A 22,639-nucleotide genomic window follows, 5' to 3' on the forward strand; every position below is an offset into this window, starting at 1 on the left:
CTCTACACATCTCACAGATGTGCCGATCCTGTGTAGGAGCTGCCGAAGGCTGCGATCTTTTGCCCTTAAATGCGAAGATTAAAAGATCGCAGCCTTCGGCAGCTCCTGCAGGGCTAATTGCCTGGAAGACTGCTCGGCGCGATCAAGACGCGGTAATCCTCCAGATCCCGAACGGCTGATATGCCGGGTCGATCCGCATGAACTGATACTTGCCGTGCCAGGTCCAGCGGTGGCCGTTCATCAAGTCTTCGCCCTCGGTGCTGGCGTCGTCGGGCAAGCCCATTTCCCACAGCGGCAACTCGAAACTCGCCTCCTGAACGTTATGCGGATCAAGGCTGACCGCCACCAGAATGAAATTGCTGCCATCGGCGCTGCGCTTGCCGAAGTACAGAATGTTGTCGTTCCAGGCGTTGTAGATTTTCAGCCCCAGATGCGTCTGAAGTGCCGGGTTTTGCCGGCGGATGCGATTGAGCTGGGCGATTTCGGCAATGATGTTGCCCGGCGCGGTGAAGTCCCTTGGGCGGATCTCGTACTTCTCGGAATCGAGGTATTCCTCTTTGCCCGGCACCGGCGCCGATTCGCACAATTCAAAGCCCGAATACATGCCCCACAAGCCGGAGCCCATGGTCGCCAGCGCAGCGCGGATGAGGAAACCGGGACGCCCGGATTCGTGCAGGAACGCCGGGTTGATGTCGGGTGTATTGACGAAGAAATTCGGCCGGTAACATTCACGCCATGGCGACTCGTTGAGCTCCGTAAAATACGTCGCCAACTCGGACTTGGTGTTGCGCCAGGTGAAGTACGTGTAGCTCTGGGAGTAACCGACCTTGCCGAGGCGCGCCATCATCGCCGGCGTGGTAAAGGCTTCGGCGAGGAAGATCACCTCGGGGTACAACGCCCGCACATCGGCTATCAGCCACTGCCAGAACGGCAGCGGTTTGGTGTGAGGATTGTCGACACGGAAAATCTTCACGCCCTCCTCGACCCAGCCCACCACGATGTCGCGCAACTCGACCCAGAGGCTGGGGATGGCTTCAACGGCATAAAAATCGACGTTGACGATGTCCTGGTATTTTTTCGGTGGGTTTTCCGCGTATTTGATGGTGCCGTCGGGACGCCAGTTGAACCAGCCCGGATGCTGTTTGAGCCATGGGTGGTCCTGGGAACACTGGATGGCAAAATCGAGGGCGATTTCCAGGCCGTATTCCGCCGCCGCGGCGACCAGCCGACGGAAGTCTTCGCGGGTGCCCAGTTGCGAATGGATCGCCTCGTGACCGCCCTCCTCGCTGCCGATGGCGTAGGGGCTGCCCGGATCGTCCGGGCCTGCGGTCAGGGAATTGTTCGGCCCTTTGCGAAAGCTGCGACCAATCGGGTGGATCGGCGGGAAGTACAGCACGTCGAAGCCCATGTCCTGAATCATCGGCAAACGTGAGTGCACGTCATTGAAGGTGCCGTGGCGCTGCGGATCGTCGGTGATCGAGCGCGGGAACAACTCGTACCAACTGGCGAACTGTGCGAGCTCCCGCTCGACATCCAGCGGGTACTCGGGGCTGAGGCTCAGGTAAGCGCGATGATCGGCCTGAGCCATCAAATCGGCGCTACGCTGGTGCAAGAACAACGCGACTTGCTCGGTTTCGAGCAGGCCCGACAATTCATGGTGCAGCGCCGCCAGTTGTTCGCTCAGTTGGCCTTCGCTGCGTTCGGCCGCTTGCTGAACGTGCAAGCGCCCTTCCTGCAACTCCAGGCTGACCGGCACAGCGGCGGCATGTTTTTTCTGCAGTTCGTAGCGGAAACTGGCGAACTGATCGATCCAGGCTTCGATACAAAACACATAACGGCCCTGTTCCGGTACGCGAAAGCGGCCCTGCCAGCCATTGTTGCCCAGATCAGCCATGACTTCGCTTTGCCAGACCTCATCACCTTCAGCCCGCCAGCGCACGCGCACCGCCAGTTTATCGTGACCGTCGGCAAACACTTTGCTGGTGACCACCACGTCCTGTCCCACCACGGCCTTGACCGCGAACTGTCCCCCTTCGAGGGTCGGCATGGTGTTTTCAATGGCAATGCGCGGCAACAACAGCGCTTGCGACAGTGGCATGTGCGGGTTGTAGCTCTGTTCTGTCGGTTTTTCAGCCGTCATCGAGCATCTCTCCTTTACGCCCCATGGACGCTCTTGTGTCTGGTTGTCACCCTGTGGGGCCGTTCGCCCCGGAATGAACTCACTTAGGTTCCGAGCGACCGCAACCGGGAAAAGTTCATCGGCAATTGGCCGGAATCAAATCCCCTACGCGGTGGTCAATCAACTTAAGCACGACTCACGCCATGTGCCACTGGAGGCAGGAACGATGAACAATCCATTCCCGGCTGAAACACCCGATCCGAACATCGACAACCCGGTGATACCGCCGAGCGATCCGCAACCCGTACCGGAACAAGACCCTCCCGGCACCCAACCGCCACCAAGGGAAGAACCGCCCACGACGATGCCGCCGGTCATTGTCACGCCTGAATGAAGACAGTTGATCGTTCCCGCGCCTGGCGAGGGGACGGTCTCACTCTTTGTGGTCCTCGCCGTTCTTCTCGAACACCTTCACAACCCTCGGCATCACGCTCAATACGCCTAGTGCCAACAACGTGCTGAGCACCGCCGTCGCCTCCCTGCCCAATCCGGCCGAAACGCCAATGGCCGCCGTCATCCACAACCCTGCAGCGGTGGTCAGGCCTTTGACGTGGCCTTCGTCGCCTTCCTGGTTCTTGAGGATGGTGCCGGCGCACAGAAAGCCGATCCCGGCGATCACCCCCTGAATCACGCGACTCATGGCGTCGGCCTGGGAGCCGGACATCTGCGGCACCAACACAAACAGCGCCGCACCAATCGCCACCAGCATGTGGGTTCGTACGCCGGCGGCCTTGCCCTTGTGCTCACGTTCGAAACCGAGAATCCCGCCCAGCACCGCTGCCGTCAGCAGGCGCACGGTCACGCGTGTCAGTTGCGAGGCGTCGCCGATGTCGGCGAACTCGGCCTGCAGGGTTACCCAGACTTCATGCCACCAGGCGTTCATTGGTGATGTCCTTGTAAAGGGCTATGTGAGGGGCTATGTGAAGAGCTATGGACGATGGACCGCAGCGACCATTAATCGGTTGCACAGAACGATGGCAAGTTCTGATGCCCTAACGTTTCAGGCACCCGCTGAAAAAGGATCACGCCATGACCGTGCGCATCGAAAACCAGACCTGTTTCTTCACCACCGAAAGCGGCGAAGAAATTCGCCTGTGTCCCGACGTCACTATCCTCACCGACTCGGAAAAGGCCATGTCGGCGGTGGATCTCAACGGCCAGCGCATCTACATCACAGAAGCTGAAGCTGACGCATTGACCGTAGCAGGTGCCATCGATAGCCGCCGACACTTGAAAGCCAGCGAGAGTGATTCGGTGATTTGAATGAGGCAGATCAATAACGCCGACCAGCGTAGGGGATAGGTGTTTTCGAACCGCTGCGACAGGTGCTTCAACTTGTCGCAGGCCGATCTGCAAATGCCATCTGATCTGCTTTTTATTGCAATACCTGAGTCTGTTATGCAAACAGATCGCCGCTCATAGTGCTCATGCCTGATGGAGGCTGATGAGCGAAAGACCATGAGCGAGAGAATCCCCGTCCGAACCGTAGAAACATTCGAACCTTCACGCCCGAAGATGAAGGTCAAAACCAGCGACAACCTGATCCATACCCGTAGCTTCACCGGTCTGTTCCGCAACCTGCGCATAACTGGCGCGGGTTTTCTGTTCCTGTTGTTTTTTGGCACCGTGTGGCTCAACTGGGGCGGCCGTCAGGCGGTGCTCTGGGACCTTTCCGAAAGCAAGTTTCATATCTTTGGCGCGACCTTCTGGCCACAGGATTTCATCCTGCTTTCGGCACTGCTGATCATTGCCGCGTTCGGCCTGTTTGCGATCACCGTGTTTGCCGGCCGCGTATGGTGTGGCTACACCTGCCCGCAGAGCTCCTGGACCTGGATCTTCATGTGGTGCGAGAAAATCACCGAGGGTGAACGCAATCAGCGCATCAAGTTGCAAGCCTCACCGTGGGGCCTGAACAAACTGATGCGTCGCTCGGCCAAGCACACGTTATGGCTGGCCATCAGCTTGCTGACCGGGTTAACGTTCGTCGGTTACTTCACACCGATTCGCCCGCTGGCGGAAGAACTGCTGACCCTGCAAATGGGTGGCGTAAGCCTGTTCTGGGTGCTGTTTTTCACCGGCGCCACCTATATCAATGCCGGCTGGCTGCGTGAAGCGGTGTGCATGCACATGTGCCCGTATGCGCGCTTTCAGAGTGTGATGTTCGACAAGGACACCCTGACCATCTCCTATGACGTGGCCCGTGGCGAAAACCGTGGCCCGCGCAAGCGTGAGGTCAAACCGGCCGAGGTGGGTCTGGGCGATTGCATCGACTGCCAGCTCTGCGTGCAGGTGTGCCCCACCGGGATCGACATTCGCGACGGCTTGCAAATGGAGTGCATCGGTTGCGCAGCGTGTATTGATGCGTGTGATTCGATCATGGACAAAATGGGCTACGCGCCCGGGCTGATCAGCTACACCTCCGAACGCCAGTTGCAGGGTGGCAAGACGCATCTGCTGCGGCCACGGTTGGTCGGCTACACCGCCGTGTTGCTGGTGATGATCGCCGCACTGGTGGTAGCGCTGGTTGAGCGGCCAATGGTCTCGCTGGACGTCAGCAAGGACCGTGGCCTGTTCCGTGAGAACAGCCAGGGGCAGATCGAAAACATCTACAGCCTGAAGGTGATCAACAAAACCCAGCAGCGTCAGGACTATCAACTGAGCCTGGTCGATGCCGGTGATTTCGAGTTGCGCGGCAAGACCGCGTTGAGCCTGGCGCCGGGCGAAATTGTCGGTGTGCCGGTGTCGGTGGCGATGCTCACGGAACGCCCGGCCAGCAGTTCGCAGAGCCTCAGCTTCAAGGTCATGGACAGTGATGAGCCCGGCATCTACAGCGTGGCCCAGAGCCGGTTTGTTGCGCCGATGAACCGTTGAGCCTTTAAACTGCAAAGCCTAAAAGATCGCAGCCTTCGGCAGCTCCTACAGGTGCATGCCCTACGATGGTAGGAGCTGCCGAAGGCTGCGATCTTGGCGATTTCAACCGAGACCACTTTTCGATTCACAACACCAATTCGGGCTAACGATGAAACGCTACGAAAAATTCGCCGACGACATCGCTGAACTGATCCGCTCCGGCGTCCTCGGCCCCGGCCAGCGCGTGCCATCGGTGCGTTACGCGAGCCAGACCTACGGTGTGAGCCCGTCCACGGTGTTCCAGGCTTACTACCTGCTTGAGCGCCGTGGCTTGATTCGCGCCCGGCCGCGTTCCGGTTACTTCGTCAATGCCCACGCACCGCGACCGTTTTCCGAGCCGGTGATCAGCAGTCAGGTCAACGAGTCCACCGCCGTCGACGTCAGCGAACTGGTGTTTTCAGTGCTCGATTCGATCAAGGACCCGAATACCGTGCCCTTTGGCTCGGCGTTCCCCAGCCCGACCCTGTTCCCGCTGCAACGCCTGTCACGCTCGCTGGCCAGCGCCAGTCGCGACATGGACCCGCGCATGGTGGTCACCGACATGTCGCCGGGCAACCCGCAACTGCGCCGGCAAATCGCCCTGCGCTACATGGTCGGCGGGCTGATGCTGCCAATGGAGGAACTGCTGATCACCAATGGCGCGCTGGAAGCGCTGAACCTGTGCCTGCAAGCAGTGACCCAACCTGGCGACCTGGTGGCCATCGAAGCCCCGGCGTTCTACGCCTGCCTGCAAGTGCTCGAACGCCTGAAACTGAAAGCGGTGGAAATCCCCGTGCATCCGCGCGATGGCATCGACCTCGGCGTGCTCGCGCAAACCCTGGAGCGTCACCCGATCAAAGTCTGCTGGTGCATGACCAGTTTCCAGAACCCCATGGGCGCGACCATGCCCGAGGCCAAGAAGCAGCAACTGGTGGAATTGCTGCGCAGTCACCAGGTGCCACTGATCGAAGACGACGTCTACGCCGAGCTGTATTACGGCCAGCAGGCGCCGAAACCGGCCAAGGCGTTCGATACCGAAGGCCTGGTGATGCACTGCGGCTCCTTCGCCAAAAGCCTCGCTCCCGGTTACCGCATCGGCTGGGTCGCGGCCGGCCGCTATGCGCAGAAAATCGAGCGGCTGAAACTGATGACCTCGCTGTGTGCATCGATGCCAGCCCAGGCCGCCATTGCCGATTACCTGCAACACGGAGGCTACGACCGTCACCTGCGCAAATTGCGCCATGCGCTGGAAGATCAGCAGAGCGCCATGCTGGCGGCCATTGCACGGTACTTCCCCGCCGAAACACGCGTCAGCCAGCCTGCAGGCGGGTACTTTTTGTGGCTGGAATTACCGGCGCAGATGGATTCGTTGAAGTTGTTTCAGATGGCATTGGCGCAAGGCATCAGCATCGCGCCGGGGCCGATTTTTTCACCGGCGCAGCGGTTCAGGAATTGTATTCGATTGAATTACGGTAGCCCGTGGGATGAGGCTGCGGAAAAAGCGATGGAGACGTTGGGGCGGATTGTCAGGTCGTTCTGACGCATCAGACTTGGGCCGCTTTCAGTTGATCGCCAACAGTGAGCTGAGCGGCCATTTTCAGCTCACTGTGAGTCTGATCAAGCTAAACCAATATCGCTGAACTCAACAATACCGGAGCCCCGGACTTGCACACCAAACTCAACGGGTACTGGATCCCATATAACGTGCGCCGCACGTAGGAATGTGTCAGAAAAATATCGCTGAGGGTCGTTCTCAAGACGCGATTCATTCTTGTAAATATAAGTTGGCCCCAGAATCTCATCCTGTTTCCGTAATGCAACTGTCTCTACGACCGGCTCATCTATTGCCCTTTCACTCACAAGCGGCTTTCGAGCAACATTTAACAAGCGCTGGGGGCCAACGCCCAAGGCATTCATATAAAAACGCGTTGGATTATCGTCTTGCGTGACCACAAGATTTCCAGTCGCCACTGTTTCTCCCGCCGCGCTTTGTATTTTTTCCATACTCAGGAAAAAACCAAAAAACATCCCTGGCGTGACCACGCGCATAGTGTATCGATCATTTTCCGAACGAAAGTGAATCAGTAATGGATCATCGCTCTCACGATCCGCCACCGTTAAAAAGCCACCCTCCTCGCTAAGCTGACGATTGTATTCTGCACGCTGGGCGGCTGTGAGACGAGGCCGTTTCAGTCGATTCTCCATCAACTGGTAATTCAACACCAGTGGCTTTCCTGCCAGAAAAAGATGAGCGACAACCGATTTATTCAAATCATCCTGACTCATATTAGTCTTCCACCACGTTGCGTTTGCGCCGCTCCAGAATCATTTGATCAGCCAGATATGCAGCGCCTGTCAGATAATCCATCGACGCCAGGCCTGAATATTCCCTGTGCAAATAACGCAGAACAAACTCATCCCAGAAAGCGACTTCATCTTTGTAAAGATCCATTTACTTACTTCTCCATTAGTTAACTTGAACATCGCCAATTGCGAAGTCAACCCGAGAGTAAGCTCGACACCTCACGCTTTCAAGTCGCACACGAACCACATGTAATGCACGATATAACAAATAACAGGCCATAAAAATCAACACCACAAACACCGCCCCTATAACCAGGGTGCGTTGTTTGTGGTGCAAGTATTTTTTAGATGAGATCTACAAGAACTTAAAGATTGATATGCGCAAAGGCCTGTCTGTCTTAACGACCGCCACCCAGATCAACAAACGTTCCCGTCGCATACGACGCCTTGTCCGACAGCAACCAGACAATCGCCTCTGCCACCTCATCCGGGCGCCCACCCCGTGCCATCGGGATCGCCGATTCCAGTTTGCTGACCCGGTCCGGATCGCCGCTCAAGGCGTGGAAATCGGTGTAGATGTAGCCGGGCCGTACCGCATTGACGCGAATCCCCTCGCCGGCCACTTCCTTGGACAGACCGATGGTGAAGGTATCGAGCGCGCCTTTGGATGCCGCGTAGTCGACGTATTCGGTGGGCGCGCCCAGGCGTGCAGCGACCGAGGACACGTTGACGATGCTGCCACCCTGGCCACCGTGTTTGGGCGACATGCGCAGGATCGCGTGCTTGGCGCAGAGGATCGGCGCCAGGACGTTGGTTTTCATGATTTTGAGAATGCGGAATTCGGACATTTCGTCGACCCGGGACTTTTGCCCTACGGTGCCGGCGTTGTTCACCAGTGCCGTGACCCGGCCCAGTTCGGTATCGACCCGATGGAACAGCGCGATCACTTCGTCTTCGATGCTGACGTCTGCGCGGACCGCAATGGCTTGGGCACCGAGGGCGCGAACTTGCTCCAGCACGCTCTGCGCAGCCTGTTCATCGGCCAGATAGTTGATGCAGATCCGATAGCCTTGTTCGGCAGCCAACAGGGCGGTAGCGGCACCGATGCCGCGACTGCCACCTGTGATGACGATGACTTTATCCATGCAAGCTTTCCCCATTTCAAGCGTAAGCGGTCGAGGGGAAGAATAACCGTCCTTGCCGGTTTTTGCATGAAGCCGTAGCAGCAGCCGAGCCTGCAAGGTTGCGTTCGGCAGCGAAGCCGTCGCGAAATCAGGCTGTGCGGTGCTTCAGGTGGATTTCATGCGCAGGGTTTACGACGGCTGCGCCGCCGAACGCAGCCTCGCAGGCTCGGCAGCTGCTACGGAGTGTTTCAGGCAGTTTCCAGCTGTTCGGCGCGGTGAATTTCGATCATGAAGCGCTCGGCTGGCAGCGGGTGTCCGAGCAGGTAGCCTTGCAACGAATCGCAACCGAGTTGGGTCAGGAAGTCTTGCTGCACGCCGGTTTCCACGCCTTCGGCGACGATGCGCAACCCCAGCGCCTGACCAAGGGCGACAATCGCGGAGACGATCGCAGCGTCATCGCTGTCGCGCTCCAGGTCGCGCACAAAGCCGCGGTCGATTTTCAGCTCGTTGGCGGGCAGGCGCTTGAGGTACATCAGGCTTGAATAACCGGTGCCAAAGTCGTCGATGGACAAATCGACGCCCATTTCCGACAGTTCCTGTAACACGGTCATGCTCGCATCGGCGTCGCTCATGGCCGTGGTCTCGGTTATTTCCAGGGTCAGGCTGTTGGCCGGCAAATGGTGCGTGGCCAGCGCCTTGGCAACGCTTTGCACCAAACCCGCGTGGCAGAACTGCAAAGCGGAAAGGTTCACCGCGATGCGCCAGTCGGTGTAGCCCAACACATACCATTCGCGCATCTGGCGGCAGGCTTCGTTGAGCACCCATTCGCCAATCGGAATGATCAGCCCGGTTTTCTCCGCGAGCTCGATAAACTTGTCCGGCAGCAGCATGCCCTGCGTCGGGTGCTCCCAACGCAACAGCGCTTCGGCGCCGACCGGCCGGCCATTGTTGGCGTCGAACTTAGGCTGGTAGTGCAGGCTGAATTCCTGGTGCTCGACGGCATTACGCAGGTCTTGCAGCAGTTGCAGTTGCTTGCGCGCGTTGCTGTTCATCGAAGCGTCGAAGAAGCTGTAACCGTTTTTGCCCGCGCCCTTGGCGTGATACATCGCGGCGTCGGCGTTCATCAGCAATTCATGGGCGCTCTGGCCATTGCCCGGGTACAGGGCGATGCCGACGCTGGCGGAAATCTGCAAGTCATGTTCAGCGACGCGGAACGGACGGGCAATCAGACTGACCTGGCGTGCAGCCAGGCCCATCGCATCGTTCGGTTCACTCAACTGCACCAACAGCACAAACTCATCGCCACCGATTCGCGCCAGCGTGTCCTGGCTGCGCAAATCCTCGCGCAGACGCAGACTGACTTCACGTAACAACTGGTCGCCCATGTGGTGACCGAACGCATCGTTGACCGGTTTGAAGCCATCCAGGTCAATGAACATCAAGGCGAAGCAACCGCCCTCGCCGTCCACCCGCGACATGGCCTGATCGATACGGTCAGCCAGCAACACCCGATTCGGCAGCCCGGTCAGGGTGTCGTGCAAAGCCAATTGAGTCAGCTCACGGTTGGCTTCGGTCAAGGATTGCGCCAGGGCTGCCGTGCGAGCCTCCAGGCGTGCATCGAGGATCGAGGTCAGCAAGGCGATGCTCAGCACCGCCAGGGTGGTGATCAGGACGAGGTTGTCCAGGCCCTTGCCGTTCAGGCCGCTGGTGGCGGCACCACAGAAACTGCCATCGGCAAACTGTGCAGCGGCCATTCCGGTGTAATGCATGCCGACGATGGCGATGCCCATGATTATCGCCGCGCCGCCACGAATCAGCCGCACGTACGGGGTGTGTTGTCGCAAATGGAAAGCGATCCACAACGCCGCACCGGACGCACCGACCGCTATGAACAGCGAAGTGCTGAACAGCGTCGGGTCGTAGTCGATTCCCGGCTGCATGCGCATGGCGGCCATGCCGGTGTAGTGCATGGCACTGATCCCGGCGCCCATGACGAGCGCTCCGAACCCCAGTTGCCACAGGGGCAATTGCGGTTGGCTGACCAGCCAGAGGGCGAAGCCGCTGGAAAGAATGCCGATCAGCAACGAGAGCAAGGTAATGGCAATGTCGTAGCCCAGATCGATGGGCAACTTGAAAGCGAGCATGCCGATGAAGTGCATCGACCAGATGCCCACGCCCATGGCGAACGCGCCACCCGCTGTCCATAGATGCACGGCACGCCCCCTGGCCGTGGCAATACGACCGGTCAGGTCGAGGGCGGTGTAAGAGGCGAGGATCGCCACACACAACGAAATGATGACCAGCGTGGGGGAATAACTACCGATGAGCATGGAAAATTCTCAGAATCACCGCCGTATCGCTTCCATTCTCGGGGGCGAAAAACTGGCGATTGTACTGATTCCAAATGAGAACGCACTCACAAAATTAGCAAAAGGCCATCAAGCCGATGAAACGCTCGTTTGATCGAGCAAAAGTGCTCTGGAGCAACACCTCCACCCTGTAGGAGCTGCCGAGTAAAACGAGGCTGCGATTTTTTTTTGTGCCAAACGAAGATCAAAATAAAAAGATCGCAGCCTCGTTTCACGAGTCAGCTCCTACAGTTGGCCGTCCCAGCCGCCGCCCAACGCGGCAATCAACTGCACACTGGCGATCAAGCGGCTCTGCAACAAATCCAGGTTGCTGCGCTCATTGCTCAACGCTGCCGCTTGCACCACCACGACATCGAGATAGGCGATCACTCCGGCCTTGTATTGATTCTGTGTCAAACGCAACGATTCGCGGGCGGCATCCAGCGCCTGTTGCCGCACCACGGCCTCGTCCTGCAGCACCTTTAGCTGCACCAGATAGTTTTCCACCTCGCGGAAGCCATCGAGCACGGTCTGCCGGTACTTGGCCACGGTTTCGTCGTAGGCCGCCTCGCTGCGGTCGACTTCGGCCGAACGTTGACCGCCGTCGAACAGGGTCATGGCCAATTGCGGCCCCACCGACCAGAAACGGTTCGGCAGGCTGAACAGGTCTTTCGAGGTGCTGCTGCTGTAACCGCCGTTCAGACTCAGGGTCAGGTCCGGGTAGTACGCCGCCTTGGCCACGCCGATGTTGGCGTTGGCGGCAATCACCGAGCGCTCAGCCGAAGCGATATCGGGACGACGTTCCAGCAGCTGCGAAGGCAGGCTCAACGGCACCTGCGGCAACGCCGGGATGTTCTCGGTTTCCGCCAAGCTGAACTCTGCCGGTGGCAATCCGACCAGCACGGCAATGGCATTCTCGAACTGGGCGCGCTGCCAGATCAGGTCGACCATGTCCGCTTCGGTGCCCTTGAGCTGCGTCTGTGCCTGCGCCACCGCATCCTTGCCGGACACACCGGCACGGTATTGGTTTTCCGTCATCTTCAGCGAACGTTGGTAAGCCTCGACCGTGGCCTCCAGCAGACGCTTTTGCTCGTCGATCACCCGCAATTGCAGGTAGTTCTGCACCAGTTCCGACTGTTGGCTCAATCGCATCGCCGCCAGATCGGCGAAGCTGGCCTGGGCATTGGCAGTGTCGGCTTCCAGACCACGGCGCAACTTGCCCCAGACATCCGCTTCCCAACTTACCCCGGCCTGTGCGGTGTAGGTGTCACGAATGCCGCTGGAAGAACTGGTGAGGCTGGAACTGCTGCTGCCGGTGCCCTGGCTTGAGCGGTTTTTACCCAAGGTCAGGTCGACGGTAGGGAAAAACGCGCCCCGGGCGCTGCGCACCAAAGCCTGGGCCTGGCGGAACTGGGCTTCGGATTGCGCCACCGTCTGGTTCGAACTGTTGAGTTTCTCGATCAGACCATTGAGTTGTTGATCGCCATACAGCTCCCACCATGCTCCACGGGCCAGGGAATCGCTGGGATTGGCCTGACGCCAGCCCGCCGCTTCCTTGTACTGCGCAGGTTCAGCGGTTTGCGGGCGCTGGTAATCCGGGCCGATGGCGCAAGCGCTGAGCAAGACTGCACACAGCGACAGGCTCAACAACCGCGAGCCTCGGGCGGTGATCAGCGGTACAGCCAGGTTGAACAGCGGACGGTCAGTCATAGCGGAGTTTCCAAAGCAGCATCGGTACGCACACCACGCCAATGGTTGAAACGGTGGCGCAGTTTGTCGAGATAGAGGTAAACCACCGGGGTGGTGTAAAGGGTCAGCACCTGGCTGAAAATCAGCCCGCCGATAATGGTCAGGCCCAATGGCTGGCGCATTTCCGCCCCTTCGGCGCGACCGAGCAGCAACGGCAAGGCGCCCAGGATCGCCGCCAGGGTGGTCATCAGGATCGGCCGCAAACGTTGCAAACAGGCGTTGCGAATGGACTCCAGTGGCGCCATGCCCTGATGACGCTCCAGTTGCAACGCCAGGTCGATCATCAGAATGGCGTTTTTCTTCACCACGCCGATCAGCAGGAACAGCCCCAACAGCGAAATCAGGCTGAATTCACCGCCCAACGCATAGATCGAGAGCAGCGCGCCCACACCTGCCGAAGGTAACGTTGAAAGAATCGTCAGCGGGTGAATGTAACTTTCATACAGCACGCCCAGCACCAGATACACCGCCAGCAGCGCGCCCAGGATCATCCACGGCTGGCTCTTCTGAGTGGCGGCAAAGGCGTCGGCGGTACCGGCCATTTTCGCGATCACGTCTTCCGGCAGGCCCACCGAGGCAATTGCTCGCTCGATGGCGGCACTGCCCTGCTCCACCGTCACGCCTTCGGCCATGTCGAAGGCAATGCTTTCCGAAGCGAACTGGCCTTCGTGGCTGACGCGATCGTCTTCCAGACTGTTTTCGTAATGGGCGATGGTCGACAACGGAATCCGCGCGCCATCGGCGGTGATCACCTGCACCTGCTTGAGGGTGATCGGGTCCTGCGCGTACTTCGGATTGACCTCCATCACCACCTGATACTGGTTGAGGCTGTCGTAGATGGTCGAAATCTGCCGTTGGCTGTAGGCGTTGTTCAGTACCGCCGTGACCATGTTCATGTCCACACCCAGGCGTTTGGCCTGATCGCGGTCGACGATCAATGTCACTTGCTGCGCACCCCGACCTTCGCGGGCGTCAATCGCAGTCAGCTCCGGCAACGCCTTGAGCGCCGTGACGACCTTGGGGTACCACTCGCGCAGCGAACCCAGGTCACCGCTTTGCAGAATGTAGGAATACTGCGACGAGGTCTGCTCACGGCCACCGCCGAATTGCAGGTCCTGGTCGGCCATCAGCATCAGTTGCGCGCCCGCCACCTTGGGCATTTCCTTGCGCAGGCGTTCGATGACCTTTTGCGCGGAAATGCCACGCTCCTTGATTGGTTTGAGACGCACCAGCATGAACGCATTGTTGGTGCCGTTGGTGCCGCCGATGAAGCCGGCCACGCTTTCGACTGCCTCATCCTTCAACACTGCGCGGCGGAAAATTTCCATTTTCGGCTGCATCACAGTGAACGACAGGCCATCGTCGCCGCGCACAAATCCGATCAACTGGCCGGTATCTTGCTGAGGCAAAAAGGTTTTTGGCACTACGACATACAGGGCAATGTTAACGCCGACCGTCACGATCAGGCTGAGCAGCGTCAGCCGCCGATGACGCAACACCCAGTCCAGGCTCGTTGCGTATTTGCCGACCATCCACTCGTTGGCCCGCTGGCTCCAGCGTTGCAGGCGGTTTTCCTCGCCCGGCGTATGCGGCTTCAACCAACGCGCGCAAAGCATGGGAGTCAGGGTCAGGGACACGATCAGCGACACCACGATAGAAGCCGCCAACGTGATGGAGAACTCGCGGAACAGGCTTTCGATAATCCCGCCCATGAACAGGATCGACAGGAACACCGCCACCAGCGACACGTTCATCGACAGCAAGGTGAAGCCCACTTCCTGGGCGCCCAAGTACGCCGCTTTCATCGGGCGAACGCCGGCATCGATGTGCCGCGAGATGTTCTCCAGCACCACGATGGCATCGTCGACCACCAATCCCGTGGCGAGAATCAGCGCCATCAGCGACAGGTTGTTCAGGGAAAACCCGTAGAGGTACATCACCGCAAAAGTGCCGACCAGCGACACCGGAACCGCCAGCGTCGGAATGAGCGAAGCGCGGAAGTTACCCAAAAACAGGAACACCACCAGAATCACCAGGGCCACGGCGATCAGCAGGGTCATTTCCGCTTCGTGCAAGGTGGCCTTGATCACCGGCGAACGGTCCATGGCCAGATTCAGTTTGACGCTGGCCGGGAGCACTGCTTGCAGCGCCGGCAACTGCGCCTTGATCTCGTTGACCGTCTCGATGATGTTGGCACCGGCCTGACGGTTGATCACCAGCAGCACCGCAGCGTCATTGTTGAAAAACCCGCTGTTGTAACGGTCCTCGACGCCGTCGCTGACCTTGGCCACATCCTTCAGGCGCAGGGCCGCGCCGTCGGCATAGTGGATGATCAGCGATTCGTAATCCTTGGCTTTCTCCAGCTGGTCGTTGGCCTGCACCTGCCAGAGACGCTCGCCGTCCTCCACCGAACCCTTGGGCCGGCGTACGTTGGCATTGGCGATGGTTTTGCGCACATCGTCCAGCGCTACGCCGTACTGGTTGAGCGCCTGGGGTTCGAGTTCGATACGCACGGCCGGCAGGGAGCTGCCGCCGATCTGCACTTCGCCGACGCCCTGCACCTGGGACAGGCTCTGGGACAGGATGGTCGAGGCCAGGTCGTACAGCTGACCCTTTTCCAGCACATCCGAGGTCAGCGACAGCACCATGATCGGCGCCTGGGACGGGTTGACCTTCTTGTAGGTCGGCATGCTGCGCATCCCGCTCGGCAACAGGTTGCGCGAAGCGTTGATCGCCGCCTGCACTTCCCGCGCCGCACCGTTGATGTCACGGTCGAGGTCAAATTGCAGGATCACCCGGGTCGAGCCTTGGCTTGAGCGGCTGCTCATGGTGTTGACCCCGGCGATGGCGCCGAAGGAGCGTTCCAGCGGCGTGGCCACGGTCGATGCCATGACCTCCGGGCTGGCGCCAGGCAGGCTGGCCTGGACCACGATCACCGGAAAGTCCATTTGCGGCAACGGCGACACCGGCAACAGGCCGAAGCTCACGCCACCCAGCAACATGATCGCCAGGCTCAGCAGCATGGTCGCTACCGGGCGCTTGATGAAAGGACCGGAGAGGTTCATGGCTGCTCTACCGCTTCCACAGGCTCAGGCTTGCGCCCCCAGCGCCGGCCGAGACGGTCGAAATACAGGTAGATCACCGGGGTGGTGAACAGCGTCAGCACCTGGCTCAGCAACAGCCCGCCCACCATCACCAGACCCAACGGCTGACGCAGTTCCGCACCGGAGCCGGTGGCCAGCATCAACGGCACCGCACCGAACAAAGCCGCCAGCGTGGTCATCAGGATCGGCCGGAAACGCAGGAGCGCGGCTTGATAGATGGCCGTCTGCGGGTCCATGCCCTGATTGCGCTCGGCGTCGAGGGCGAAGTCGATCATCATGATCGCGTTCTTCTTGACGATACCGATCAGCAAAATGATGCCGATGATCGCGATCATCCCCAGGTCGTTGCCACTAAGGATCAATGCGAGCAAGGCGCCAACCGCCGCCGAGGGCAAGGTCGAAAGGATGGTGATCGGATGGATGTAGCTCTCGTAGAGCACGCCCAGCACGATGTACATGGTCACCACCGCCGCCAGTATCAGCAGCAATGTGCTCGACAACGAAGCCTGGAACGCTTCGGCTGCGCCCTGGAATTGGGTTTGCACGCCAATCGGCATGCCAATGTCTTTTTGCACTTGCTCGATGATCTCGACCGCATGCCCCAACGCCACGCCCGGCGCGAGGTTGAACGACATCATCACCGCCGGGAACTGGCCGATGTGGGTGATCGCCAGTTGCGCCTGACGCTCTTCGATACGCGCCAGGCTGGACAAGCGCACCTGCCCGCCGTCGGTGGTCTTGACGTGGATCTGGTCCAGCGCCTGCGGGCCGATTTTCTCGCCGGACTGCGATTGCAGCACCACGCGATACTGGCTGGCCTGGGTGTAGATTGTGGAAATCTGCCGCTGCCCGAAGGCGTCATACAGCGCATCGGTGATGTTCGACACCGAGACCCCGAGCCGCGACGCCGCATCACGGTCGATCACCAGATAGACCTGCAGTCCCTTGTCCTGCAAATCGCTGGCGACGTCGGTCAGGTCTGGCTGTTGTGCCAAAGCCTCGACCAGTCGCCCGCTCCACAGGCTCAGCAGTTCAGAATCAGGCGACGACATGCTGAACTGGTACTGCGTGCGGCTGACCCGGTCCTCGATGGTCAGGTCCTGTACCGGCTGCATGAACAGGCGGATACCCACCAGTTTGTCCAGCTCGGGTTGCAGCCGTGCAATGACCTCGGTCGCGCTCAGGTCACGGTCACGGTGGGCCTTGAGGTTGATCAGCAACCGGCCACTGTTGAGCGTCGAGTTATCGCCATCGACACCGATGTAGGACGACAGGCTCTCGACCGCAGGGTCTGCGAGGATGACCTTGGCCAATTCTTGCTGACGCTCGCTCATCGCCGCGAAGGAAATGGATTGCGGCGCCTCGGAAATACCCTGGATCACCCCGGTGTCCTGCACCGGGAAAAAGCCTTTGGGCACGACCATGTACAGAAACACCGTCAGCGCCAATGTGCCGATGGCCACCATCAGGGTCAGCGGCTGGTGCCTGAGCACCCACTGCAACTTGCGCCCGTACGCCGCGATCATCCAGTCGATGACCGCACCGCTGGCCCGGTAGAAGCGGCCCTGCTCTTCTTCCTTGGGCTCACGCTTGAGCAGACGCGCGCACATCATCGGCGTCAGCGTCAGGGACACCACGAGGGAAATCAGGATCGCAACCGCCAGGGTAATGGCAAACTCGCGGAACAAACGCCCCACCACATCGGCCATGAACAACAGCGGAATCAGTACGGCGATCAGCGACAGGGTCAGGGAAATCAGGGTGAAGCCGATCTGTTTGGCGCCCTTGAGCGCCGCATTCAGCGGGCTGTCGCCCTCTTCGATAAACCGGGAAATGTTCTCCAGCATGACGATCGCATCATCCACCACAAAACCGGTGGCGATGGTCAGGGCCATCAGGGTCAGGTTATTGACCGAGAACCCCGCCAGGTACATCACGCCGAAGGTGCCGATCAGCGACAGCGGCACGGCCACCGACGGGATGATCGTCGCGCTGGCCCGACGCAGAAAGAGGAACGTGACCATGACCACCAGTGCAATGGCGATCAACAGTTCGTGTTGCACATCCTTGACCGAGGCTCGAATGGTTTGAGTACGGTCGGTGAGCACCACCACGTCGAGTCCGGCCGGGAGGTTGTCGGTGATGCTCGGCAGCAAGGCCTTGATCCGGTCGACCACTTCGATGACGTTGGCACCGGGCTGACGCTGGATGTTCAACAGCACGGCCTGGTTTTCGTTGGCCCACGCGGCCAGACGCTCGTTCTCGGCGCCATCGACGATTTCCGCGACATCCTTGAGGCGCAGCGGCGCACCGTTGGCGTAGGCCAGGATCAGGTTGGCGTAGTCCTTGGGCGAAGTCAGTTGATCGTTTGCATCGAGCATCGACACCCGGGTCGGGCCGTCGAAGTTGCCCTTTGGCTGGTTGACGTTCGAGGCGCTAATCAGCGTGCGCACGTCCGACAGGTTCAAACCGTTGGCCGCCAGAGCCTCGGGATTGACCTTGATCCGCACCGCCTGACGCTGGCCACCAGCAATGCTGACCATGCCGACGCCGCTGATCTGGGCAATTTTTTGCGCCATGCGGGTATCGACCAGATCATTGAGCTTGGGCAACAGCATGGTTTTGGAGGTGATAGCCAGGGTCAGTACCGGCGTGTCGGCCGGGTTGACCTTGTTGTACACCGGCGGTGCCGGCAGGTCCGTGGGCAGCAGATTGGTGGCGGCGTTGATGGCCGCCTGGACCTGCTGCTCTGCCACGTCCATGTTGATGTCGAGGCTGAAACGCAGGGTCAGCACCGACGCACCACCGGAACTGGTGGAGGCCATTTGCGTCAGACCGGGCATTTGCCCGAATTGTCGTTCAAGCGGCGCGGTGACGGCGCTGGTCATGACATCCGGGCTGGCACCGGGATAAAGGGTCATGACGCGAATGGTCGGGTAATCGACCTGAGGCAAGGCCGACACGGGCAGCAACCGATAAGCAATCACGCCGGCCAGAATAATGGCCAGCATGCTCAGCGTGGTCGCTACCGGGCGAAGGATGAACAGCCGCGAGAGATTCATGCGCCGCCCTTTTTCGCCTTGTCAGCGGGTGCCGGCTCAGCCGAGTTGGCTGCGGATTTGCCCTGCAAATGGCCAGCCGGGCTGGTGGGCACTTGCTGCGGATCGTTGACCACTTCCACGTCACTGCCATCCTTCAAGCGGTCGGTGCCTTCCAGCACCACGCGATCACCGGCGGAAAGGCCTTCGGTGACCACGGTGTTCTCACCGTCGCTGGCACCGATTTTCAACTGGCGGATCTTGACCTTCTTGTCGCCGTCCAGGGCATAGACGAATGTGCCGTTGGTGCCGAACTGAATGGCGGCGGAAGGCGCGAGCACCACGCCTTTGAGCGTATCCGCCAGCAGGCGCACATTGACGAACTGATTGGGAAACAGCGCCTGGTCGCGGTTCTCGTAGCGCGCCTTGAATTTCAGGGTGCCGGTGGTGACATCGATCTGGTTGTCCAGGCTTTGAAGTACGCCGGTGGCCTGCAATTTGGTGTCGCCGCGATCCCAGGCTTCGGCCGGCAGTTTCGCGCCGCTGCGATAGCGAGCGAGCACGGTGTCGAGGCTGTTTTCCGGCAAGGTAAAGGCCACGCTGATCGGCTGCGTCTGGGTGATGATCGCCAGCGCCGTGGTGTCGTTGGCCGCTACCAGGTTACCGACGTCAAGTTGGCGAAGGCCAACGCGGCCGGCGATGGGCGCGCGGATACGGGTGAATTCGAGATTGAGCTTGGCGTCGTTGACCGCCGCCTGATTAGTCTTGACCGTGCCCTGGTATTGACCGACCAGTGCGACGGCGGTGTCCAGGGTTTGCTTGGCAATGCTGTCTTCGCGGTACAAACCGGTATAACGCTCGACATCTACCTGAGCGTTCTTCAGTTGCGCCTGATTCTGCAACAAAGTGCCTTCGGCCTGGAGCAACGCATTCTGGTAAGGACGCGGATCAATCTCGGCCAGCAGATCGCCAGCCTTGACCATCTGCCCTTCCTCAAAAGAAATCTTGATCAGTTCCCCGCCTACGCGGCTGCGCACATTAATGGTGTTCAGCGCAGTCACGGTGCCCAGCGCCTTGTAATACAGCGGGAAGTCGCCGGTGACCGCTGGCGCCACACGCACCGGAACCGGCCCGGTAGCACCGCCGAACCCCGGACGCATTCCGCCCGCCTTGCCCGTGTGCCCGGCCACGGCTTTCTGCTGCGCACCCTCTTTGGGCCCAGCACTGCCAGGCCAGAATTTCCAGCACAGGGCGGCGATGACCAGCAGGACAAGCAGGCCGAACAGCCAGCGACGGGGACTACGGGAAGCGGAGGATTGCATTGAGTGATCAACCATTGGGCGCGTGGGCTTTCTTTACATGAGGCTGAACGATAAGCACTGGCGGGTCTTAAGCAAAGCGCCTTTACCGGCAATTTACCTTCGGCTTACGTAACAGGAGATTTATCCAAGACACTGAAACACAAATGAAAACGGCCTGGACAGGGCCAGGCCGTTAACAATTGTAAAACCAGACTTACTTCAGAACAGCGAGTGCCGCTTCGTAGTTCGGTTCTTCAGCGATTTCCTTGACCAGTTCGCTGTGCAGCACGTTGTCGTTTTCGTCCAGCACGACGACGGCACGAGCGGTCAGGCCTTTGAGCGGGCCGTCAGCGATGGCCACGCCGTAGTTCTCGATGAACTCGGCACCGCGCAGGGTCGACAGGTTCTGGACGTTTTCCAGGCCTTCGGCGCCGCAGAAACGCGCCTGGGCGAACGGCAGGTCAGCGGAGATGCACAGCACCACGGTGTTGGCGACATCATTGGCCTGGGCGTTGAACTTGCGCACGGACGTGGCGCAGGTCGGGGTGTCAACGCTTGGGAAGATGTTCAGCACTTTGCGCTTGCCGGCAAAGTCTTTCAGGGTGACGTCGGACAGATTGCCGGCAACCAGGGAAAAGGCTGGCGCCTTGGAACCGGCTTGAGGCAGTTGGCCGTTGACTTGAACCGGATTGCCTTTAAGAGTGACTTGAGCCATGAACGGAGTCCTTCTGAACGTTGTGATGGAGAATTTTGACGAGGCAGAAGTTAACCACGAAATTGTCCGACGACCTACCCCGAATACAAAACTTGTATACACCGCCAAACCCTGTAGGAACGAGCCTGCTCGCGATTTCGACTTATCAGTCACCACGACAAGAAATGTACTACAGCTGGTTTAAAAATTTTTGCCATTGCTGTCGATCCAGGCGAGCGTCATTCGACTAGAACTGAATAATTCAAATCCAGCGGAGAGACCACCATGCGCTTCATGATCATCATTAAAGCAAGCAAAGACTCCGAAGCCGGCGTCATGCCCAGCCAGGAACTGCTGACCGCCATGGGCAACTACAACGAAGAACTGGCCAAGGCCGGCATCCTGCTCGCCGGCGAAGGCCTGCACCCCAGCAGCAAAGGCACCCGCGTGCGCTTCTCCGGCGACAAGCGCACGGTCATCGACGGCCCCTTCGCCGAAACCAAAGAACTGATCGCTGGCTTCTGGCTATGGCAGGTGAAGTCCAAAGAAGAAGCCATCGAATGGGTCAAACGCTGCCCGAACCCAATGCCGGGCACGGAGCCCGAAATCGAAATCCGTCAGGTCTTTGAAATGGAGGATTTCGGCGAGGAACTGACACCGGAGTTACGCGAGCAGGAAGAGCGGGCGTTTGGGCAATCGCGCAAACACTAACAATCGAGTCGCAGCTGATCGCCCCAGCCACAGTGTGGGGCGATTAAACGGTTGCTTTGAAATACGAAACAGCCATTGCATTAACTTTTTAGTACACAAAAATACTGAGATTTTGCACACAAAACTAAGTAATTAATCCCTTCGACTGGCTAATTGGTGGTTAGCTGCTAGCGTCAACCAGACGTGTCCTACAGGCTTGATAGCAAAAGAGATTACGTCGTTAACGGCCAGCAAGTGCCGGGTTGTCCAATGAGCCACCAGGGAACCGGGGAATCATGTCGAACAAATTGGGGATGCACGCCTTTCTTCTGGCGACGTCGTTTGTGCCTTTCCTATTGGCCAACGCGGATGACGCCGAGACCGCCAACAAAAGCAACAACCCGCTGAACATCGCGCCGGGGATGAGTCTGCAGGACTACTACACGCCGAAGTACTACGACTCCAATATCCACAGCAATGACGTGCTGGTGCGCGGCACCCTGCCGATTGCACCCAACGACTTCATTGGCGTGCCGCAATTAATACGCGTCACTGCGCCGATCAGCACTCGTCCCGATCCGAACAGCGGCTACAGCACCGGTGAAGGCGATCTGAACGTGTTCGATATCTTCCTGCTCAAGACCGAAGGCGTGCAGTTGGGCGTTGGCCCGATGATCACCGCGCCGACCGCCGATCAGGACGAGTTGGGCACCGGTAAATGGCAAGGTGGCCTGGCTGCCGTAGCCATCGACGCCTCTCCCCGTGGCCTGCTGGGGGCGCTGGTGCAGTACCAGAGTTCTTTTGCAGGTGACAGCGACCGGCCTCATGTCGAAAGCGCAACCATGCAGCCCTTCATCATCCACAACCTGGACAAAGGCTGGTACCTGCGCTCGACCGGCACCTGGACCTTCGACCTGAAAAACGACACTCACTACATCCCCCTCGGTTTGGGGGGCGGCAAAGTGTGGAAATCCGGGTCAAATATCCTCAACGCTTTCATCGAACCGCAGTGGACCGTGGACCACAAAGGCGATGGCCTGCCGAAATTCACGCTGTATGCCGGCCTCAACGTCACATTTGGAAAATGAGGAAATCGCCATGCACATCGCATTACTCGCAGTCGGTTTCAGCCTGATGACCATGTTCGTCAGTTGCGGTGTCGGTGCTCAGGACCTCGATACCCGATGCGGCTACACCACGACCGCCGGATAACGCTCGC

The 22,639-nt window shown here is 59.3% G+C and carries 18 protein-coding genes; 7 read left to right on the forward strand and 11 right to left on the reverse strand.

The features are described 5' to 3' along the window. Positions 1-142: 142 nt before the first annotated feature. Positions 143-2,140 (reverse strand): alpha-1,4-glucan--maltose-1-phosphate maltosyltransferase, encoded by a 1,998-nt coding sequence (locus KVG88_RS03265; RefSeq protein WP_217870311.1) that lies wholly within the window; start codon positions 2,138-2,140, stop codon positions 143-145. A 205-nt stretch (positions 2,141-2,345) separates the two neighbouring features. On the opposite strand from KVG88_RS03265, the gene KVG88_RS03270 reads away from it, so the two are divergent. After that, positions 2,346-2,513 (forward strand): hypothetical protein, encoded by a 168-nt coding sequence (locus tag KVG88_RS03270; protein WP_167371491.1) that lies wholly within the window; start codon positions 2,346-2,348, stop codon positions 2,511-2,513. A 39-nt stretch (positions 2,514-2,552) separates the two neighbouring features. Here KVG88_RS03270 and KVG88_RS03275 read toward each other — a convergent pair whose 3' ends face one another. Continuing rightward, a complete protein-coding gene (locus tag KVG88_RS03275; RefSeq protein WP_150700575.1) occupies positions 2,553-3,062 on the reverse strand; it encodes an MgtC/SapB family protein in 510 nt (169 codons plus the stop codon). A 146-nt stretch (positions 3,063-3,208) separates the two neighbouring features. On the opposite strand from KVG88_RS03275, the gene KVG88_RS03280 reads away from it, so the two are divergent. The 3 genes from KVG88_RS03280 to mapR all read left to right on the forward strand — a co-directional run bounded on the left by KVG88_RS03280 (position 3,209) and on the right by mapR (position 6,608). After that, positions 3,209-3,442 (forward strand): DUF3203 family protein, encoded by a 234-nt coding sequence (locus KVG88_RS03280; protein WP_217870312.1) that lies wholly within the window; start codon positions 3,209-3,211, stop codon positions 3,440-3,442. A 195-nt stretch (positions 3,443-3,637) separates the two neighbouring features. Then, positions 3,638-5,050 carry a cytochrome c oxidase accessory protein CcoG gene (gene ccoG / locus KVG88_RS03285; RefSeq protein WP_217870313.1) on the forward strand — a complete coding sequence of 471 codons (1,413 nt, stop codon included), beginning with the start codon at positions 3,638-3,640 and terminating at the stop codon, positions 5,048-5,050. A 148-nt stretch (positions 5,051-5,198) separates the two neighbouring features. Beyond that, a complete protein-coding gene (gene mapR / locus KVG88_RS03290; protein WP_217870314.1) occupies positions 5,199-6,608 on the forward strand; it encodes a GntR family transcriptional regulator MpaR in 1,410 nt (469 codons plus the stop codon). Between the two features lie 77 nt (positions 6,609-6,685). On the opposite strand, the gene KVG88_RS03295 is transcribed toward mapR, so the two are convergent. The 4 genes from KVG88_RS03295 to KVG88_RS03310 all read right to left on the reverse strand — a co-directional run bounded on the left by KVG88_RS03295 (position 6,686) and on the right by KVG88_RS03310 (position 10,826). Continuing rightward, on the reverse strand, positions 6,686-7,354 hold the full coding sequence (locus KVG88_RS03295) for a hypothetical protein (protein WP_217870315.1): 669 nt from the start codon (positions 7,352-7,354) through the stop codon (positions 6,686-6,688). A 1-nt stretch (position 7,355) separates the two neighbouring features. Next, the gene (locus tag KVG88_RS03300) at positions 7,356-7,520 is read right to left on the reverse strand and encodes a hypothetical protein (protein WP_191630426.1); all 165 of its coding nucleotides are present in this window, start codon (positions 7,518-7,520) and stop codon (positions 7,356-7,358) included. Between the two features lie 250 nt (positions 7,521-7,770). Then, positions 7,771-8,517, reverse strand: coding sequence for an SDR family oxidoreductase (locus KVG88_RS03305; RefSeq protein WP_150700580.1), 747 nt, complete (start codon positions 8,515-8,517; stop codon positions 7,771-7,773). A gap of 227 nt (positions 8,518-8,744) precedes the next feature. Then, on the reverse strand, positions 8,745-10,826 hold the full coding sequence (locus KVG88_RS03310) for a putative bifunctional diguanylate cyclase/phosphodiesterase (protein WP_150700581.1): 2,082 nt from the start codon (positions 10,824-10,826) through the stop codon (positions 8,745-8,747). Here KVG88_RS03310 and KVG88_RS03315 point away from each other — a divergent pair. Further along, the gene (locus tag KVG88_RS03315; protein ID WP_217870316.1) at positions 10,819-10,959 is read left to right on the forward strand and encodes a hypothetical protein; all 141 of its coding nucleotides are present in this window, start codon (positions 10,819-10,821) and stop codon (positions 10,957-10,959) included. The two genes, KVG88_RS03310 and KVG88_RS03315, sit on opposite strands and share 8 nt — an antisense overlap. A 131-nt stretch (positions 10,960-11,090) precedes the next feature. On the opposite strand, the gene KVG88_RS03320 is transcribed toward KVG88_RS03315, so the two are convergent. The 5 genes from KVG88_RS03320 to tpx all read right to left on the reverse strand — a co-directional run bounded on the left by KVG88_RS03320 (position 11,091) and on the right by tpx (position 20,751). Next, on the reverse strand, positions 11,091-12,554 hold the full coding sequence (locus KVG88_RS03320) for an efflux transporter outer membrane subunit (protein ID WP_217870317.1): 1,464 nt from the start codon (positions 12,552-12,554) through the stop codon (positions 11,091-11,093). Continuing rightward, positions 12,551-15,658: an efflux RND transporter permease subunit gene (locus KVG88_RS03325; protein WP_217870318.1), complete on the reverse strand. Its 3,108-nt coding sequence runs from the start codon at positions 15,656-15,658 to the stop codon at positions 12,551-12,553. The genes KVG88_RS03320 and KVG88_RS03325 overlap by 4 nt, the downstream gene beginning before the upstream one ends. Next, positions 15,655-18,759: an MdtB/MuxB family multidrug efflux RND transporter permease subunit gene (locus KVG88_RS03330; protein WP_217870319.1), complete on the reverse strand. Its 3,105-nt coding sequence runs from the start codon at positions 18,757-18,759 to the stop codon at positions 15,655-15,657. Before KVG88_RS03330 ends, KVG88_RS03325 begins: the two co-directional genes overlap by 4 nt. Further along, positions 18,756-20,072 carry an MdtA/MuxA family multidrug efflux RND transporter periplasmic adaptor subunit gene (locus KVG88_RS03335; protein ID WP_217870320.1) on the reverse strand — a complete coding sequence of 439 codons (1,317 nt, stop codon included), beginning with the start codon at positions 20,070-20,072 and terminating at the stop codon, positions 18,756-18,758. Before KVG88_RS03335 ends, KVG88_RS03330 begins: the two co-directional genes overlap by 4 nt. Positions 20,073-20,250: 178 nt before the next feature. After that, a complete protein-coding gene (gene tpx, locus KVG88_RS03340; protein ID WP_046032182.1) occupies positions 20,251-20,751 on the reverse strand; it encodes a thiol peroxidase in 501 nt (166 codons plus the stop codon). A gap of 264 nt (positions 20,752-21,015) precedes the next feature. Here tpx and KVG88_RS03345 point away from each other — a divergent pair, with 264 nt between their 5' ends. Together KVG88_RS03345 and KVG88_RS03350 are read left to right on the forward strand one after the other, a co-directional pair. Further along, a complete protein-coding gene (locus KVG88_RS03345; RefSeq protein ID WP_217870321.1) occupies positions 21,016-21,441 on the forward strand; it encodes a YciI family protein in 426 nt (141 codons plus the stop codon). Between the two features lie 275 nt (positions 21,442-21,716). Next, positions 21,717-22,508, forward strand: a complete 792-nt coding sequence (locus KVG88_RS03350; RefSeq protein WP_150700590.1) for a hypothetical protein — start codon at positions 21,717-21,719, stop codon at positions 22,506-22,508. The last annotated feature ends 131 nt before the right edge of the window (positions 22,509-22,639 follow it).

It is taken from the genome of Pseudomonas azerbaijanoccidentalis, from assembly GCF_019145495.1.
Taxonomy (GTDB): domain Bacteria; phylum Pseudomonadota; class Gammaproteobacteria; order Pseudomonadales; family Pseudomonadaceae; genus Aquipseudomonas; species Aquipseudomonas azerbaijanoccidentalis.